15 protein-coding genes, 2 tRNA genes and 1 pseudogene are annotated in these 15,120 nt (G+C 54.1%); 5 read left to right on the top strand and 13 right to left on the bottom strand.

Features of this window, described 5'->3' with window-relative positions; all coding sequences use genetic code 11:
• Positions 1-479: 479 nt before the first annotated feature.
• The 3 genes from DXB00_RS03765 to DXB00_RS03755 all read right to left on the bottom strand — a co-directional run bounded on the left by DXB00_RS03765 (position 480) and on the right by DXB00_RS03755 (position 2,975).
• The gene (locus tag DXB00_RS03765; RefSeq protein WP_147359183.1) at positions 480-779 is read right to left on the bottom strand and encodes a hypothetical protein; all 300 of its coding nucleotides are present in this window, start codon (positions 777-779) and stop codon (positions 480-482) included.
• 187 nt (positions 780-966) lie between these two features.
• Entirely contained in the window at positions 967-2,271 is a 1,305-nt protein-coding gene (locus DXB00_RS03760) for a sensor histidine kinase (protein ID WP_119214541.1), read from the bottom strand.
• Complete coding sequence (locus DXB00_RS03755; RefSeq protein WP_119214540.1) at positions 2,268-2,975, bottom strand: LytR/AlgR family response regulator transcription factor; 708 nt, start codon at positions 2,973-2,975, stop codon at positions 2,268-2,270. Before DXB00_RS03755 ends, DXB00_RS03760 begins: the two co-directional genes overlap by 4 nt.
• Positions 2,976-3,209: 234 nt before the next feature.
• On the opposite strand from DXB00_RS03755, the gene DXB00_RS03750 reads away from it, so the two are divergent.
• Entirely contained in the window at positions 3,210-3,695 is a 486-nt protein-coding gene (locus DXB00_RS03750) for an RNA polymerase sigma factor (protein WP_119214539.1), read from the top strand.
• Positions 3,696-4,068: 373 nt separating this feature from the next.
• Here DXB00_RS03750 and DXB00_RS03745 read toward each other — a convergent pair whose 3' ends face one another.
• The 7 genes from DXB00_RS03745 to DXB00_RS03715 form a co-directional block, all read right to left on the bottom strand.
• On the bottom strand, positions 4,069-6,234 hold the full coding sequence (locus tag DXB00_RS03745; RefSeq protein WP_118729441.1) for an ATP-binding response regulator: 2,166 nt from the start codon (positions 6,232-6,234) through the stop codon (positions 4,069-4,071).
• Positions 6,221-7,042, bottom strand: a complete 822-nt coding sequence (locus DXB00_RS03740; protein ID WP_118729440.1) for a substrate-binding periplasmic protein — start codon at positions 7,040-7,042, stop codon at positions 6,221-6,223. The genes DXB00_RS03745 and DXB00_RS03740 overlap by 14 nt, the downstream gene beginning before the upstream one ends.
• Before the next feature lie 105 nt (positions 7,043-7,147).
• Positions 7,148-8,083 carry an XdhC family protein gene (locus tag DXB00_RS03735; RefSeq protein ID WP_118729439.1) on the bottom strand — a complete coding sequence of 312 codons (936 nt, stop codon included), beginning with the start codon at positions 8,081-8,083 and terminating at the stop codon, positions 7,148-7,150.
• Complete coding sequence (moaC, locus tag DXB00_RS03730; protein WP_118479657.1) at positions 8,080-8,565, bottom strand: cyclic pyranopterin monophosphate synthase MoaC; 486 nt, start codon at positions 8,563-8,565, stop codon at positions 8,080-8,082. Before moaC ends, DXB00_RS03735 begins: the two co-directional genes overlap by 4 nt.
• 79 nt (positions 8,566-8,644) lie before the next feature.
• Positions 8,645-8,720, bottom strand: a tRNA-Pro gene (locus DXB00_RS03725).
• Between the two features lie 45 nt (positions 8,721-8,765).
• Positions 8,766-8,852, bottom strand: a tRNA-Leu gene (locus tag DXB00_RS03720).
• A gap of 120 nt (positions 8,853-8,972) precedes the next feature.
• Positions 8,973-9,464: a COG2426 family protein gene (locus DXB00_RS03715; protein WP_227109541.1), complete on the bottom strand. Its 492-nt coding sequence runs from the start codon at positions 9,462-9,464 to the stop codon at positions 8,973-8,975.
• A gap of 178 nt (positions 9,465-9,642) precedes the next feature.
• On the opposite strand from DXB00_RS03715, the gene DXB00_RS03710 reads away from it, so the two are divergent.
• The gene (locus tag DXB00_RS03710; protein ID WP_119214538.1) at positions 9,643-9,978 is read left to right on the top strand and encodes a PadR family transcriptional regulator; all 336 of its coding nucleotides are present in this window, start codon (positions 9,643-9,645) and stop codon (positions 9,976-9,978) included.
• The gene (locus DXB00_RS03705; RefSeq protein ID WP_117490556.1) at positions 9,965-10,285 is read left to right on the top strand and encodes a permease prefix domain 1-containing protein; all 321 of its coding nucleotides are present in this window, start codon (positions 9,965-9,967) and stop codon (positions 10,283-10,285) included. Before DXB00_RS03710 ends, DXB00_RS03705 begins: the two co-directional genes overlap by 14 nt.
• A gap of 265 nt (positions 10,286-10,550) precedes the next feature.
• On the opposite strand, the gene DXB00_RS03700 is transcribed toward DXB00_RS03705, so the two are convergent.
• The 3 genes from DXB00_RS03700 to cls are packed head-to-tail and all read right to left on the bottom strand — an operon-like array spanning position 10,551 to position 13,315.
• Positions 10,551-11,006, bottom strand: coding sequence for a threonine/serine exporter family protein (locus DXB00_RS03700; protein ID WP_117490558.1), 456 nt, complete (start codon positions 11,004-11,006; stop codon positions 10,551-10,553).
• A complete protein-coding gene (locus DXB00_RS03695; RefSeq protein ID WP_117490560.1) occupies positions 11,003-11,767 on the bottom strand; it encodes a threonine/serine exporter family protein in 765 nt (254 codons plus the stop codon). The genes DXB00_RS03700 and DXB00_RS03695 overlap by 4 nt, the downstream gene beginning before the upstream one ends.
• 18 nt (positions 11,768-11,785) lie before the next feature.
• The gene (cls, locus tag DXB00_RS03690) at positions 11,786-13,315 is read right to left on the bottom strand and encodes a cardiolipin synthase (protein ID WP_243107150.1); all 1,530 of its coding nucleotides are present in this window, start codon (positions 13,313-13,315) and stop codon (positions 11,786-11,788) included.
• Between the two features lie 161 nt (positions 13,316-13,476).
• On the opposite strand from cls, the gene DXB00_RS03685 reads away from it, so the two are divergent.
• Complete coding sequence (locus DXB00_RS03685; protein WP_119214536.1) at positions 13,477-14,676, top strand: M24 family metallopeptidase; 1,200 nt, start codon at positions 13,477-13,479, stop codon at positions 14,674-14,676.
• Positions 14,600-15,079 (top strand): annotated as a pseudogene (locus DXB00_RS18110) (dipicolinate synthase subunit A N-terminal domain-containing protein); the annotation flags it as partial. The gene DXB00_RS03685 and the pseudogene DXB00_RS18110, both read left to right, overlap by 77 nt.
• Positions 15,080-15,120 lie beyond the last annotated feature (41 nt).

Below are 15,120 nucleotides of genomic sequence, written 5' to 3'. Positions count from 1 at the left end.
TTTCTATTAGATTTTTCTCGAATTTTTTAGTATTGTAAATTTTGATTTTATGGCAAATTAGCAGCTATTCAGCACAAAAATCAAGTTTTCGACTCGTATTATTCATTTTACAGCTGGTTATATGCACAAAAATCGTATCTTCAGGTGCTAGTGTTCGCAAGGACGTGGGGGTTCAAGTCCCCCCATCCGCACCAAGTTAAAGAGCTTCAAACTTATGTTTGAAGCTCTTTTTCTGTACTTTTTACGGTGTTTAGTTTTGTGATGTAATTCGTGAAAAACCAGTGTCTACCACTGCTGTCTACCAAAATCGCGGCGCTTCATTTTAGTGCTGATTTTAGTGCAGGTTCAGCACCTTTTTAACGAGTTTTAGGATGACAGGATATTGTTTCAGGACATATGCTACCAATCAGCAGCAAAAGCACAATTTCCGCATCACCCAAAGAGCTGAAACCCAAAGATTTCAGCTCTTTCCCACATTTTCAATTACGCCCTGCCTCCTCAGCCACCTCAGCCAGTGCCGTACTCGATACCGAAGCCGCTTGCTTCGGCACTGTCCACCCGGGATACAGCGCCGAGAACTCCGGTACCGGCTCTACTGTGCCGTCGCTGTGCTGAATGGCTGCCGCACCGTTCACCGTCCACGCCTGACCGCCGTAAATGGCCTTCTCGCGTGCGGCTTCCGTGCCGGTATTCGCCGCACCGGCGCTCATCATTAGCGCAGAGACCGCCATGCAGCCTGCCAGCGCGGCGCTCAGTATTTTTCGAAATCTGTTCATCATTTAACCCTCCCCGTTTGCTCTCTAATCACTATCCATACCTTACCGGTTTCATTTCAACATACCATCGGACTCACCTCAAAAAAGCAGTTATCTCAGCAGATAACCCATGCACATTGCATTTGTCATGGTCTATCTGTAAGATAACTGCTTTTCACCGAAATTGCAACCGGCTATTCCTGCTTAGTCGTTATTCGTTCCTGCTTTGCACGTTAAGGAGCAAAATATCGCAGATGAACCGGTCGTTCTGCTCGTAAAACCGAATCAGTCCCTGATTACGTTCCACCGCCTGCCGCATATTCTGAACGCCGAAGCCGTGGCGATACCGGATATTTTTCGTGGTACGCAGTGCCGGATTGTCCGACAGCACCGGATGTGCGATATCATTGGCAATCACAATCGAGCTGTATGCTCCCTGCGGCTGAATATGAATATCCACCACCTTGCGCTGACTGTCTTTTGCGGCACGAATCGCGTTGTCCAGCGCATTGCCGAGAATAATGGTAATATCCTCCGGCGAAATACCCGCTAGCGGGGTTGTGATAATAGCGCTCAGCCGAACGCCTGCCCGTTCCGCGGCTGCGCTTTTGCTGTTGATGATCGCATCCAGCACCTTATTGCCCGAAAACATGATCAGCTTGTTGACAGTATTCTGCTGCTGCAGAAGCTGTCTTGTGTACTGCTCGATACCCTCGACATCCCGTTCTTCCGCCATGGATAAAATGCAGAGCAGATGATTTTTGAGGTCATGCCGCAGCGCACGAACCGTGTCATACATGTTCTCAATGTCCTTGGCGTTTTCCTGCAGGCATTCGTTCTGCAGCGCGAGCAGCGCCATTTCGGTCTGGATTTTGCTGACCTGCCCCAATCGAACAAACAGGAAATAAATCAGGATATTCAGCGCCAATACGATGCACACCGCATAAAATACAATATTTTGAATATGCGGTTCCTGTATCGCCGCGTACATCATCAGCGTAATCGTGATAATGGATAACGTTGGAATCGCTGCCAACGGGATAAAATCCAGCCATTTGATTCGACCGTTTTCCTTCACCCGCAGGATAATCCGCGTGATTACAAAAAACAGCAGTTTGGTTATCAAAATCGAAATAATGCGAACCGAATTAAACCGACTGAGCAGCAAGGCAACATTATTTCCGGATAATTTTGCGACAAGCAGTGCCGTAAAAGTTGCAATAATAGCCACAAGGCCCATCGTAAATGCAGAAACAAATATTTTCTGCAGGATTGGCCCGCGCAGCAAAATGCAGCAAAACGCAATGTTGATCAGTATCTGTATCGAGCTTGCATAGCCTTCATACAGCTGCCCCCAGGAGAAAAAGGCTACACTGCCGAAGGATAGCACACCAAAGAGTGCCGTCCATATATATTTCGCCGGGCAGGCCATGCGGTATCCGAAATACTGCACTAAGAAGCTCAAAATAAGGGTTACCTCTACGGCGTTAATTGCCATTTCAAACCAGAAATTCATGGGCGCAGACTCCTCATATACGCCATGAAGGCGGTCTGTGTTTCCTCTGCTTTGGCGCGGCTGACCGGCAGGACCGTCCCGTCCGTCAAGGTGACGCTTGTCCGGCTGCAGATTTGAACAAACCGGCAGTTCAGCAGATAGCCAACGTGGCAGCGCACGAAAAAGTATTTGCTGAGTGCCGTTTCGATATCGCTCATACGTGCCTTGAACCGCAGGGATTTCTCATTGTAATGTACAACGATATAATGTCCCTGGCTCTCAAAATACGCAATCTCCGTGATTGGAATGCGGGTGCTGCTGCCGTTCATCGTAACCGTGTAGTGAATCTGACGGCTGTTGAGAATCTGCAGCATTTTCTCGATTACCTGCGGCAGCTCCTCCAAATGCGTTTTGCGGAGAAACCAGAACGGCTGAAACGCAAACGACTGATACACCAGATCTTCCATGCCGGACAGGAAAATGATAAGAGGCTTCGACGGCATGGCTGACAGCTCTTCCGCGACCGAAAAGCCGTCTTTTTCGGGCATATCAATGTCTAAAAACAGTACATCCGTCGGCCTGCGTGTAATCTCGCGCAAGGCTTCCACGCCCGTGTGCGCGGACACGATCTCCGGTGTGATTCCGTATTTTTTGAAAACAGTCAGCAGGCGTTTTTCAAAGATCTGCGTGAATGCGGTATCGTCATCGCACAGTATAATGCGCATGAGTGCTCCTCCCTGTTGTGTTCTGAACTAACTATATCATAAAGCAGCACAGCAGACAATATTTCACAAAGCGTTCTGTCTCCTGCTGCCCCGCTTCTATTATACCGCAGATTGATGGACATTCGGCTACAGAGCAGGAACGCAAAGTGACTAAGTGGGAACGTGCTATTGATTTTCCCCTTGAAAACGGGTATCGTGCATAACATAACCCGATAGGAATCAGGTGAACGATCTATGACGGCACAGGACAAGGAACTGTTTTCCCAATTATACGACCGGAATTACAAGCGGCTGCTGTATGCGGCCATCCGCATTGCACACAACCCGTTTACAGCAGAGGAGCTGACGAACGAGGCGTTTACCATCCTGCTGACGCATTTTGACCAGGTGCGCCAGCACCCGAATCTGCCCGGCTGGCTGCACACCGTGCTGACCAATCTCGCGCTTGATGAGTACAAACGGCAGAGCCGGTATGTGCAGGTGCCGCTGGACAGCGTTCAGAATCTTGGCTGCGAACCGGCGTCCCTTTCTATGCTCGACCTGCTGCCGAACGAATTATCCTGCACGGATAAGGAGATTCTGTATCTGCGGTATCAGCTGAATCTGAACTGTGTGGACATTGCCGAATATCTGCATATCAGTCACGAGGCCAGCCGTGCGCGCTTAAGCCGCGCCAGACAGCATTACGCTCACCTGCTTGCGAAGGAAAGGCTGATGTGAACTCCCATCCTGCCGAATAGTTCCGCTGTGTGTATAATACGGGCAGCAGAACTGCACGATAAAGGAAAAGTCAGCCGTTTCCGGCTGACTTCAGTCTGTCGATAAAGTCAATCTATCGTTTTTACTTTTCGTGCGGCAGCACGCATAAAATAGAATTTGCACAGCAAATTCATAATTCCCGGGGGCGTGTACCTCGGGAATTATACAAGGGACGAAAAATTGTGCCCGTAGGGCGCGGTTTTTCGTCAAGATTCGATTGAAAGCGTGGTTTCAATCGAGAGGCTGCTCGAAAAACGGAGTTTTTCGACAGCCTCAAGTCAGCCATTTTCGGCTGACTTTCCCTTTATATATCATCCTTCTTGCGCTTCTGCTCCTATTTCCGCGAGGATTTGACAAGCCGCTCTAGCGTTTCCACCATCTCCGAGCCTTCCAGCGGCTTTGCAATATGCATATCCATGCCCGCAGCAAAGGCAAGCTGACGGTCCTCTGCGAAAGCGTTTGCTGTCATGGCGATGATTGGAATGGTTCTCGCATCCGGACGCTTCATCGCGCGAATACGCCGCGTCGCTTCCAGACCGTCCATCACCGGCATCATCACATCCATTAAAATCGCATCAATTTCTCCGGGCCTGGAATCGGCAAAAATGCGTACCGCCTCCTCACCATTCACTGCCTTGATGATGGAGGCTTCTTCCACATTGAGTACAAACTCAGCAATCTCCATATTCATCCTGTTATCTTCCGCAACCAGCACATGCAGTCCGGCAATAGAACTGGTCTGCAGCAGACGTTTCGGCTTGTTTTGCTTCTCCGGTGCATGGCAGATGCGGAATGACAGCGACAGCGTAAACGTCGTGCCTACGCCCTGTCTGCTGACAAAGGACAGCGTGCCGCCCATTTTCTCCGCCAGACTTTTCGCAATCGGCATACCCAGACCGGTACCGCCATATTCCGATCGAGCAAAATTCCGTTCCTGTGCAAATGGCTCAAATACGTGCTTCTGAAACTCCTCGCTCATGCCGATACCGGTATCCGCACAGGTGAATTCAATCTGTGCAGTCTCCGGATCCGCACTCGGCTTTTCGCGGCATCCCAGCCTGACTTCGCCCCCTGCGTGGTTGTACTTGACCGCATTGCTGATGATATTCATCAGCAGCCGACGCAGGTGCAGCGGACTGCCGAGCAGGCAGCGGTGCTCAACCGGATAGCCATCCGTTATTATCGTAATGCCCCGCTCCCGCGCCTGCTTATCCACCACCACGCCAACACTGTCCAGCAGTTCCTTGAGGTCAAACTCGCGTTCCTCCAGCATGATCTCGCCGGATTCCAGCTTGCCCATGTCCAGCACCTCATTTACCAGCTCGAGCAGCAGACCGGAGGCATCCCATATTTTCTTCCGGCACTCGGTTTGCTTGTCCGGATCGTCCTTGTAGTAATTCGCAATCTCAATCATACCGCGAATGCCGTTGATCGGCGTGCGGATATCGTGGCTCATGCGCTGCAGGAACTCGGTCTTAGCGCGGTTGGCCTGCTCGGCCTTTTTGGCGGATTCCATCAGTTGCCCGCGGAATTCCCGCTCGCGCCGGTCCTGCTCGGCCAGATATTCCCGCGCGGAACGCCTGCGGAACATTTGAATCACGGTCAGCATGACCAGATAGATGATCAGCGCCGCCATCATATTTTTGACCATATCAGTCGCTACCATACGGTCGGATACATAGGCGTAGATATAGTAGTCGCGGCTGCGGTCCAGACCACCGAAATAGGCATTGCCATCGCACTTGAAATGTCCGACCGCGGCGGACGACAGTTTTGACTTGATCTGCTGCAGAATCCGGCTGTCCTCCACCTTGGTATCAGCCAGTTCTTCGTCGTTGGACGCGATAATGCGGTCGCCGTTTGTCACCACAATCACACCGTCGTCCTTGGTATTATAGCCCGCAAGCAAGCCCTGTATGGTCAGCGTATAATTGCGTGCATACTCCGCAGTGGTGTGATAGTATACAACGATCACACCGGGCACATCTGTACGGCCGTACGCCGAAATATCCACATAGGAGCCGTCCGGCAGGTCAATCCGAGAAGCATAGGTCTTCTGCGGATACCTGACCACATCGAGCACTGTATTCCGCTCTATATACTCCTGCAGTGTTAGAAAATTCAGCAGATCACCGTTATACTCGCACTGCACTCTTCCATCTGTGTCCAGCAGAATAATGCCGGTCAGCCGCTGTTCCTGCGCATAGAACCGAAGCCGGTCTTCATCTACAGCCGAGCCCTCATAGCCGATATTGCGGTTTACCTGCTGTGCGTTGTCCATGATACGCATCAGACTTTTGGTAACAGCCGCAGCATTGTAGCGTGTATAGGTCGTGCACTGCTCCTTCACATAATCTATCGTATTGCCGAGCTGTTCCCGTGTCTGCGCGCTCTCCGCACGCACCGTGCGAAAGCCGACCAATATGACCAGCACGGCGCCGATTGCAGCCGCAATCCGTTCGTACCGGCGCGTGGCTTTGCCCTTTTTAACCTGCAGCACAGTCCACCTCCAAATATTTATCCGGATCGGACAGATACCTGCCTATGATCGTTCGAGTCGTACCGTCTGCACGCATTTCCTCGAAAACCCGGGAAAGCTGTTCGTTCAGTCCACGCGCATCGTTTTTTGCAAACGCCACACCAATTCCTGTCGTGAGAATACTTTCGTCCAGAATACGGTAATCCACATCATAATCCTTCATATACTGCCGAATAGCGGTTTCGTGCGCCGCGATTGCATCCACATAGCCCTTGCCGAGAGAGGTGTAGAGCAGTTCGCGATCTTCCAGACTGTATACTTCACGCACAAGCGGAATGCGGCTGTCCGTTCGCTCGAGGAAAATACTTTCCGGCTTGGTAGTGGACTGCACGGCAATGGTCCTGCCCTCCAGATCGCTCAGCCGGTAAATATCGCTGCTGCGGTTGACCGCAACCACCTGGCGGCTGATCATATACGGTTCGGTCCAGTTGTATTCATCCTCGCGTCCATCAATGGAAAAGCATCCCCAGATACAGTCAATATCACCATGTTCAACCAGTTTCTTCTTTTCTTCCCAGTCAATACCGACGAAGGATACCGCATACCCCAGCCGTCCGAAGGATTCCTTAGCCAGATCCACATCTATGCCCGCCGGATTGCCATTTTCATCGGTATAATTAAACGGCGGATAGTTGTCACTGCCCACCTTGATCGTTATCGGTGTTTCCGTCTGGTGCTCCTGCATATCCTCGGCAGCCGTACATCCGCACAACAGCACACCTGCCAGCGCTGCCGCAAATACACCGAAAATCCGTCTTTTGAGTCTCATGGCTTCCCCTGCTTTGCTTTTTATCCTTATTATACCATTTTAAATCTATGAATGCCAGAGAGAGTATAACATTTTATTCCAGTATTTTTCGACAATTTTTTCACTTTATGTCGATTTTTTCGTACCCAAATCCGCCAGCAACACCTTCATCTGCCCGCCGCAAACCATACCTTCCTGTGCAGCAATGTCGTTGCTCATGTCGATGGTGACGCACTTGTGCTCGCCGGTCCCAATCAAGTAGTACGCCTGCCGCATAACGGCGCTCTCACTGCAGCCGCCGCCGATGGTGCCTGCGGTAGCCGTATTGGCATCGACCACCATGTACGAGCCGGATTTTACCGGCGTGGAACCGCTGGTCTCGTACACGAGCATGAGCGTTTTGGGAATATCACCGCGTGCAGCGGTTTCCAGCAGCGGCAGGTCGATGTCCTCTGCGGTGAGAATGCTACTCTTGGAACGGCGATCGGTCGTGCGGCGGCGTTCCGCGATCAGCTCTGCCACGATAGAAATCGCAATCTCCTTGACGGTCAGCGCACCAATGTCCAGACCGATGGGCGTATGAATGCGGTCGAGATCTGCCCGAGAGAAGCCTTCTTCCTCAAGCATGTTCAGCAGACCGACCGTGCGCCGCTTCGACCCGATCATGCCGAGATAGCGCGGCATGGTGCCGCGCAGAAGCTCCCGCAGGCAGTCCGCGTCATAACGATGCCCGCGCGTGATAACGGCAACGTAATCGCTCTCTCGGATGCCGATTTTCTCGATTGCCGCCGGAAACAGATCACATACGATCTGCTTTGCTTCCGGAAAGCGCGGATGATTGGCAAAAGACGGCCGGTCGTCCGCCACAACCAGCTCAAAACCGAGATCGGCCGCATAGCGGCAAAGCGGCTGCGCGATCGTGCCGCCGCCGAGCAGAATCAGGCGTTCCTGCGGCATGAAATTGCGCGTGTACTGTACGCCATCCGCGTCGATGGTCAGCGCCGCCGGAAGTCCCTTGCGAGCATTTTCCGCGGCAGCCTGCAGCTGTTCCAGCAAAGTCATCGTGCCGTCGCTCCTTCCGCGTGATAATCGCCGCTTTTGCCGCCGGTCTTGTGCAGCAGCAGCGTCTCATCAATACGCATACCGCGGTCCACCGCCTTGCACATGTCGTAGACGGTCAGCGCAGCAACAGTGGCTGCCGTAAGTGCTTCCATCTCAATGCCGGTCTTGTGCGAACAACGCAGCGTGCTGACAACGCGCACCTGCGTCTCCGAGACAGCCTCAATGGCGATGTCCACGCTCTCGATCGGGATCGGATGGCACATCGGGATCAGCTCTGCCGTCCGCTTGGCCGCCATAATGCCCGCGATACGCGCGCACGCGAACACATCGCCCTTGGGCACTGTTCCGTCAAGGATCATGCGCAGCGTCTCCGGCTGCATGGTCAGCACGGACTGCGCCACCGCTTCGCGCTGCGTGACCGGCTTCGCGCCGATGTTGACCATGTGCGCTGCACCGTTTTCATCCAAATGGGTCAGTTTCATGTTGTTCCTCCCGAAAATTTATTTTGTTCCGCAAACACAAAAAACACCGCTCAAAACGACGTTTAAGCGGTGTTTCATCTGGTCCGAGTGACAGGATTCGAACCTGCGGCATCCTGCTCCCAAAGCAGGCGCGCTACCAACTGCGCTACACCCGGATAGTATTGTGAGCGCCCCGTATTCCGAGGAACCGAGGCGCTTGATGGTGCCGGTGACCGGACTCGAACCGGTACGCTGTCGCCAGCGGTGGATTTTGAGTCCACTACGTCTACCAATTCCATCACACCGGCATAACATAGTTATTATATCGTAAATCGCACCGGTTGGCAAGAGGAATTTTTCGAAAAGGGTATTTTTCTTTCACTGCTGCAAAAGATAACAGCCATTCCCGTGGGAATGGCTGTTATCTTTTAAAACAAATGTGCAACGCCAATTACACCCTGAGAACCGAGCAGCATAATAAAGCCTGCAACAATTACGCCGCACAGAATCGAAGTCAGCGCCTTGGTTTTCGGCATTTTGAGCAGCGTTGCAATCAATGCACCCGACCATGCTCCGGTGCCCGGCAGCGGGATCGCCACAAAAAGGAACAGACCCAGCCGTTCATACCGGGTGACCTGACCGGTCTTTCCGAGCAGCTTTTCTCGGTACTTGGTGGCAAAGCCGGAAAGCGGGCCGAGCGAGCACACCCAGTCCAGCAGCTTTTCGCCGAAGAACAGCAAAAACGGGATCGGGATCATATTGCCGATCACAGCCAGCGGGATCAGCTCGATCGCCGGCACGCCTGCGACCGCGCCCAGCGGGACCGCACCGCGCAATTCTACCAGCGGAACCATGGAGATGAGCACAACCGCCAGTTCACGGCCTGCGCCCATCAGCCAGTTGAATAACGATGAAAACACGATTTTTTCCTCCTGACAAGTGTTCTATGGTAAACAGCGAATATTCACACAGATATACTTGTTAATGATACCCTATTCCGCATACAAACGCAAGCGCTGCAATCGTAAAATCTGTGTAAAATAATTTGACGCACCCCTCGCGAGCGGTTATACTGAATATATAAAGGAGGGGATCTCCATGCCGCGAGGACAAAAAGACGCTGCCTTTTACGACAGCGCGGCTCTGCTTGTGCTTTCTCTGCTTGAGGAGGCGGACAAGACCGGTTTTCAACTGCTGCATGAGGTGGAATGCCGCTCAGACTGCGCGTTTGCCATCCGCGAAAGCCGCCTGTATCCCCTGCTGCACGGACTTGAGGCACGCGGCGATGTCCGCTCCTGTGAACGGCAGACCGAGGACGGCACGCACCGTTTTTACCGGCTGACCCGTCAGGGCGTGAAAACGCTCACCTGCTGCCGGGAACAGTGGGAAACCTGCCGCAAGCCAATCGGAGGTGGCGCCTGTGTCACCAAATAAGCTGATTGTGCCGTACCTGCACCGCGTGTGCCGGCATCTCCTGTGGCCGCCTTACCGTGCCCGCGTTCGGCGGGAGCTGACCGACCATATTCTCAGCCGCGCGGAGGAGCTGCGCTGCCGCGGCAGTCTCACACAGGAGCAGGCTGTGCGTCAGGTGCTGCGCGCACTCGGTGATCCGGATGTGCTGGGAAAGGCTCTGCGGCAGGCGCGTCTGCCGCTTGCACGGGTAGTGTACAACGTGATTTCCGCCACTGTATGGATTGCCATTCTGCTCTGTGCGTTATATCTGACAATTTACCTGCTGTAAACAGCACAAAAGCGTTCTGTATGAGATTTACAGAACGCTCAGTTTGTAGTAAACCAATTTTATCCTATCGCGCGGTAGCGCGTGTTTCAATAGAATTTGCCATGCAAATTCCAAAAATCCGGGGACATGTGCCTCGGATTTTTGACTTCTGGAGGGAGAAAGTTTCTTTATAGGAACTTTCAGACGACTTTGGAATGGCCCACGGTCCGTTCCTGCTTGTCGGCGAAACTGTAGTTTCGCGACAGCCTCTTACAGAACGCTTTCTTTATTTTCTTGCGCTGTACAGCAGCCACAGCTTGCCGAGAGTCTGCACCAGGCACGCCACAAGGATGACGCCAAACGCCATCGCGCCCGCCTCCTCGATGAACAGCGTACCGTATCGAGCAAAGCCTGCCGTGTCGCCCTGCACGAGCGCAAGCGTCGTGTAATACAGGTCGCCGCCCGGAATCAGCGGCACCAGCATAGGCACGAGCAACGTGATGACAGGCGCTTTGAGCAACCGCGCGAGCACCTCGGCCAGTGTGGCCGTTGCCAGCGTAGAGACAAAAAACGCGGTCACGCGGTTATCATACCACTGCATCGCCAACAGATATACACCCCAGTTTACCGCAGCACCAAGCATGATCGTGATCAGGCGGCTGCCGTAAATATGAAACAGCAGTCCGAAGCCGAGCGCACCGATCATCGCCATGACAATCTGCAGAAGGATTTCACCCGTCATACGGCACCGCCCCCAGTCTGCATGAGCACGAGTGCGCAGCCTGCCGCGATGGCAAGCGCTCGCAAAACCGCTTCAAATGCGCTGAGCAGTCCGGTGATGGTGTCGCCCACGAAAATATCGCGCATGGAGTTGACGAACGGAATGCCCGGAATCAGCAGCATGATGTTGCCGATAATGATATAGTCCAGATTCTGTCCCATGCCGGTTTTTACCGTGAGAGTCGCTGCCGCGCACATCGCCGCCGAGCTGACCATGGTCAGCACGAGCGGCTGCAGCGAAATCCGATCACCGAGCACGCCGATGACATACAACAGCATGCTGCACAGCATGGCGGCAACGCCGTCTCTCCAGGTGCCGCCGAAGAACACAGCGAACGAGCCTGACGTGATCAGATACGCCAGCGGCAGCCGGCAGCGCAGCTTATCCGGTGCGGTGCGTATCGCCTCCAGACGTGCGTGCAATTCCTCCGGCGGAACAGGATTCACACATACCTCGCGCGACAGCTCGTTGACCGCCTCAATACAGCGCATATCGGTTCCGCGCCGCAGGATGCGGCGCGTCTGCGTGATCACCTGATCGTCTGCCGTCCGTACCGTTACTGCCATGCTGGCCGTGATGGTCAGCACATCCGCTCGTACAAAACCGTAGGCGCGTGCCAGACGGCGCATGGTGTCCTCTACGCGAGCTGCCTCAGCACCCGAGGTCAGCAGCAGCTCTCCCGCATCCAGCACAGCGGAAAGTGTCTGCTCCGGTCGATCCATCAAACCACGCTCCTCTCATTACAGCAGCGGCGCGAACAGACGCAGCACGCTTGCCATGATCGACCGAATCCACGGCACACGGCGCAGCCATTCGTCATCAATCCGGCGGCTGACATTGATGGTCTCCATAATGTCCTGCTTAACGGCGGCAACGACCGAGCTGTTGTAGAAGCAGGTCGCGCACTCGAAGTGCAGGAAGAATGAGCGGAAATCCATGTTGATTGTACCGACCACCGCCGTATCATCATCGGACACGATGGTTTTCGCGTGCAGAAAGCCCGGTCGGTACTCATAAATCTTGACGCCCGCTCGGTGCAGCTGCTGATAGTACGAACGTGTGATCATGTACACCAGCTTTTTATCCGGGATGCCCGGCGTCAGGATACGCACGTCCACGCCGGACTGCGCCGCAATGGTCAGCGCCGTAATCATCTCGTTGTCCAGTACAAGATACGGCGTGGTGATATAGACGTACTTTCGCGCGTTATGGATGATCTGCAGGTAGGTGGATTCACCGATATTGATGTCGTCGAGCGGTGAATCCGCAAACGGCTGCACATAGCCGTCTGCCGGCAGCTTGGCGGTCGGCAGATAGTTTTCGAGCGGCGGCATGTCCTCGCCGGTGACATACTCCCACATCTGCAGGAACAGGGCGGTCATATTGGCTGTTCCCTCACCCCGCAGCATGATGCCGGTGTCCTTCCAGTAGCCGAAGCGCACCTTTTTGTTGATATACTCATCTGCCAGATTGATACCGCCCATATAACCGACATTGCCGTCAATAATCGTCATCTTGCGATGGTTGCGGTAGTTGAGATAGGTGTTCAGCGTCGGGATAAAGCGGTTAAAGCGCACCGCGTGAATGCCGAGGCTCATCAGATAGCGGTCGTAGTTTTTCGGCAGCGTGCAGATCGAACCAACGTCGTCGTACAGCACGCGCACATCCAGTCCGGCGGCCGCCTTCTCCCGCAGGATGTCAAGGATAGTATCCCACATTATGCCTTCTTCGATGATGAAATACTCCAGAAAGATGAACTTCTGTGCGTGACGCAGCTCCTCGCACATGGAGTCGAACATTTCCTCGCCGACACGGAAATATTTCGTCTCCGTGTTGGTCCACACCGGCATGCCGTCCAGCGTCTCGATATAGCGGGCGCGTGCTGCATGACGCGGATGCTGCTCGATCAGCTCCTTTGTAGCAGGCGTGCGCATATAATCAGTGAAATCCGGCGGTTTCGGCTCGTACTGATGCTGGGTACGCGCCCGATTGAGCGGCGTATTGCCCCAGAACAGATAAAACAAGCCGCCGAACAGTGGCAGCAGCACAATAACCAACATCCATGTGATCTTGTACATCGGGTTGTCGTACTTACGCACCAGCCAGATGACAATGATAACGCTCAGCACGGTCAGTGCCGGTGTCAGCCAGTGATATTCCGTACTTGCCCAGCTTACGCCGAACATAACGATTGCAAGCTGAATCAGCAGCAGGAATCCGCCGACAACGCGTCGGTCGCCAAGCAGCTTGCCTACTTTTCTGCGCATCATAATCTCTCCCTTCCCTGCATAGCGCAGTCCTTCCATAGACTATAATCATATCGCACAAGGTATAAAAAGTCAACGCGTCTGCGTTGCTCTCCGATTAAATATGTGCTACACTAAAAGTAACATTTTTGTAAACCACCGTTAATCATACAGGAGGATCATCCATGCCCCATATTTCCGTGCCCGCCGCCGAACTGAACACGCGGCTCGACCGTCTGCGCTGTGCCATGACCGAGAAGGACCCTGCGTGGTCCATGCTTCTGCTTGACAACACGCTCGACATGTACTACTTCACCGGCACCATGCAGGATGGCGCACTTGTCGTGACACCCGATCAGGCTACGCTGTTCGTCCGCCGCTCGTTTGATGTTGCAAAGGACGAATCCGCCTTTGCAGACATCCGTCCGATGGGCAGCTTCCGCGGCATCAAGGAGGTCTATCCGGATATTCCGGAGACCGTCTACGTTGCCGCAAAGACCATGACGCTGCAAAAGCTTTCCATGCTGAACAAGCATCTGCCGTTTGCACCCAAGCCGATGGACGGTGTGCTCAGCGCGCTGCGCTCGGTCAAGAGCGCGTATGAACTCGACTGTATGCGCGAATCCGGCAGACTGCACCGCTATGTCATCGAGGAACTTGCTCCGGCGTTCCTGCGCGAAGGCGTCAGCGAAGCACGCCTGTGCAGCGAGATCTGCACCGCCATCGTGGACCGCGGCGGCATGGGTATCTCGCGCTACAATCAGCCGGCAGCCGAGGACGTGCTCGGCATTGCCAGCTTCAGCGAAAACAGCCTGTGTCCCACCGCGCTGGACAGTCCCTCCGGCTGTATCGGCACCTCGACCGCAATGAAGTCCATCGGCTCGTCTGAGCGCAAGCTGCACGAAGGCGACACCGTCCTGCTGGACATTCCGTGCGGCTGGCGCGGCTACCATACCGATAAGAGTATTACGTTCTACTACGGCGAGCTGGACAAGCATCCGCAGAGCGGCGTGATCCGTGCGGCGCACGAGCAGTGCATTGCGCTGGAGAACGAAACTGCATCTCTCCTTCGCGCCGGTGCCGTTCCGGCTGAGATTTACGAGAAGATCCTCTCTCTCGTCGATCCTGCGTTCCGCGAAGGCTTTATGAACGGCTGCAAGTTCCTCGGCCACTCCATCGGTCTGACAATGGACGAAACACCGGTTCTCGCCAAAGGCTTCTCGGCTCCGCTCGAGTCCGGCATGACGCTTGCCGTTGAGCCGAAGATCGCGATTCCGGGTGTCGGCCTCATCGGCTGCGAAAACACCTATGAGATCACCGCAGACGGTCCTGCGCAGTCGCTCACCGGCGCATGCGACACGCTGTTCGAGGTACTCAATCAGTAATCTATACAAAAATATCCGCTCTCTGTTTGTACAAAGAGCGGATGTTCTCTTTTCACTCCTCTTTTGCATCCGGCATAGAATGGCGCAAAGGAGGTTTTTGCTTATGAATCAATCGACGACTCTCGCCGTCGTCGGCGGTGATGTGCGTCAGGCGTATTTAGCCGAGCTGCTGCACGAAGCAGGCCACACCGTGCGCACATTTGCACTCGAGCGCCGTCCCGCCGCAGGCTGCACGGCTGTAAGCGACCTGCAGGCGTGCCTTGACGATGCACGCGCGGTCATTCTGCCTATGCCGGTGCAGATGGGAGACGGCAGCCTGAACGCGCCGCTTGCCAATGCACAGCACACGATCGGCGATGTACTCGATACCATTCCCGCCGGAACACTGACGCTGGCCGGTGCCGTGCCTTTTTCCGTACACGCCCGCGCGGTGCAGAACGGACT

This window comes from Butyricicoccus sp. OF10-2 (genome assembly GCF_003481925.1).
In the GTDB taxonomy this organism is placed as follows: domain Bacteria; phylum Bacillota; class Clostridia; order Oscillospirales; family Butyricicoccaceae; genus Agathobaculum; species Agathobaculum butyriciproducens.
This window is presented reverse-complemented; position numbering and strand designations above follow the sequence as displayed.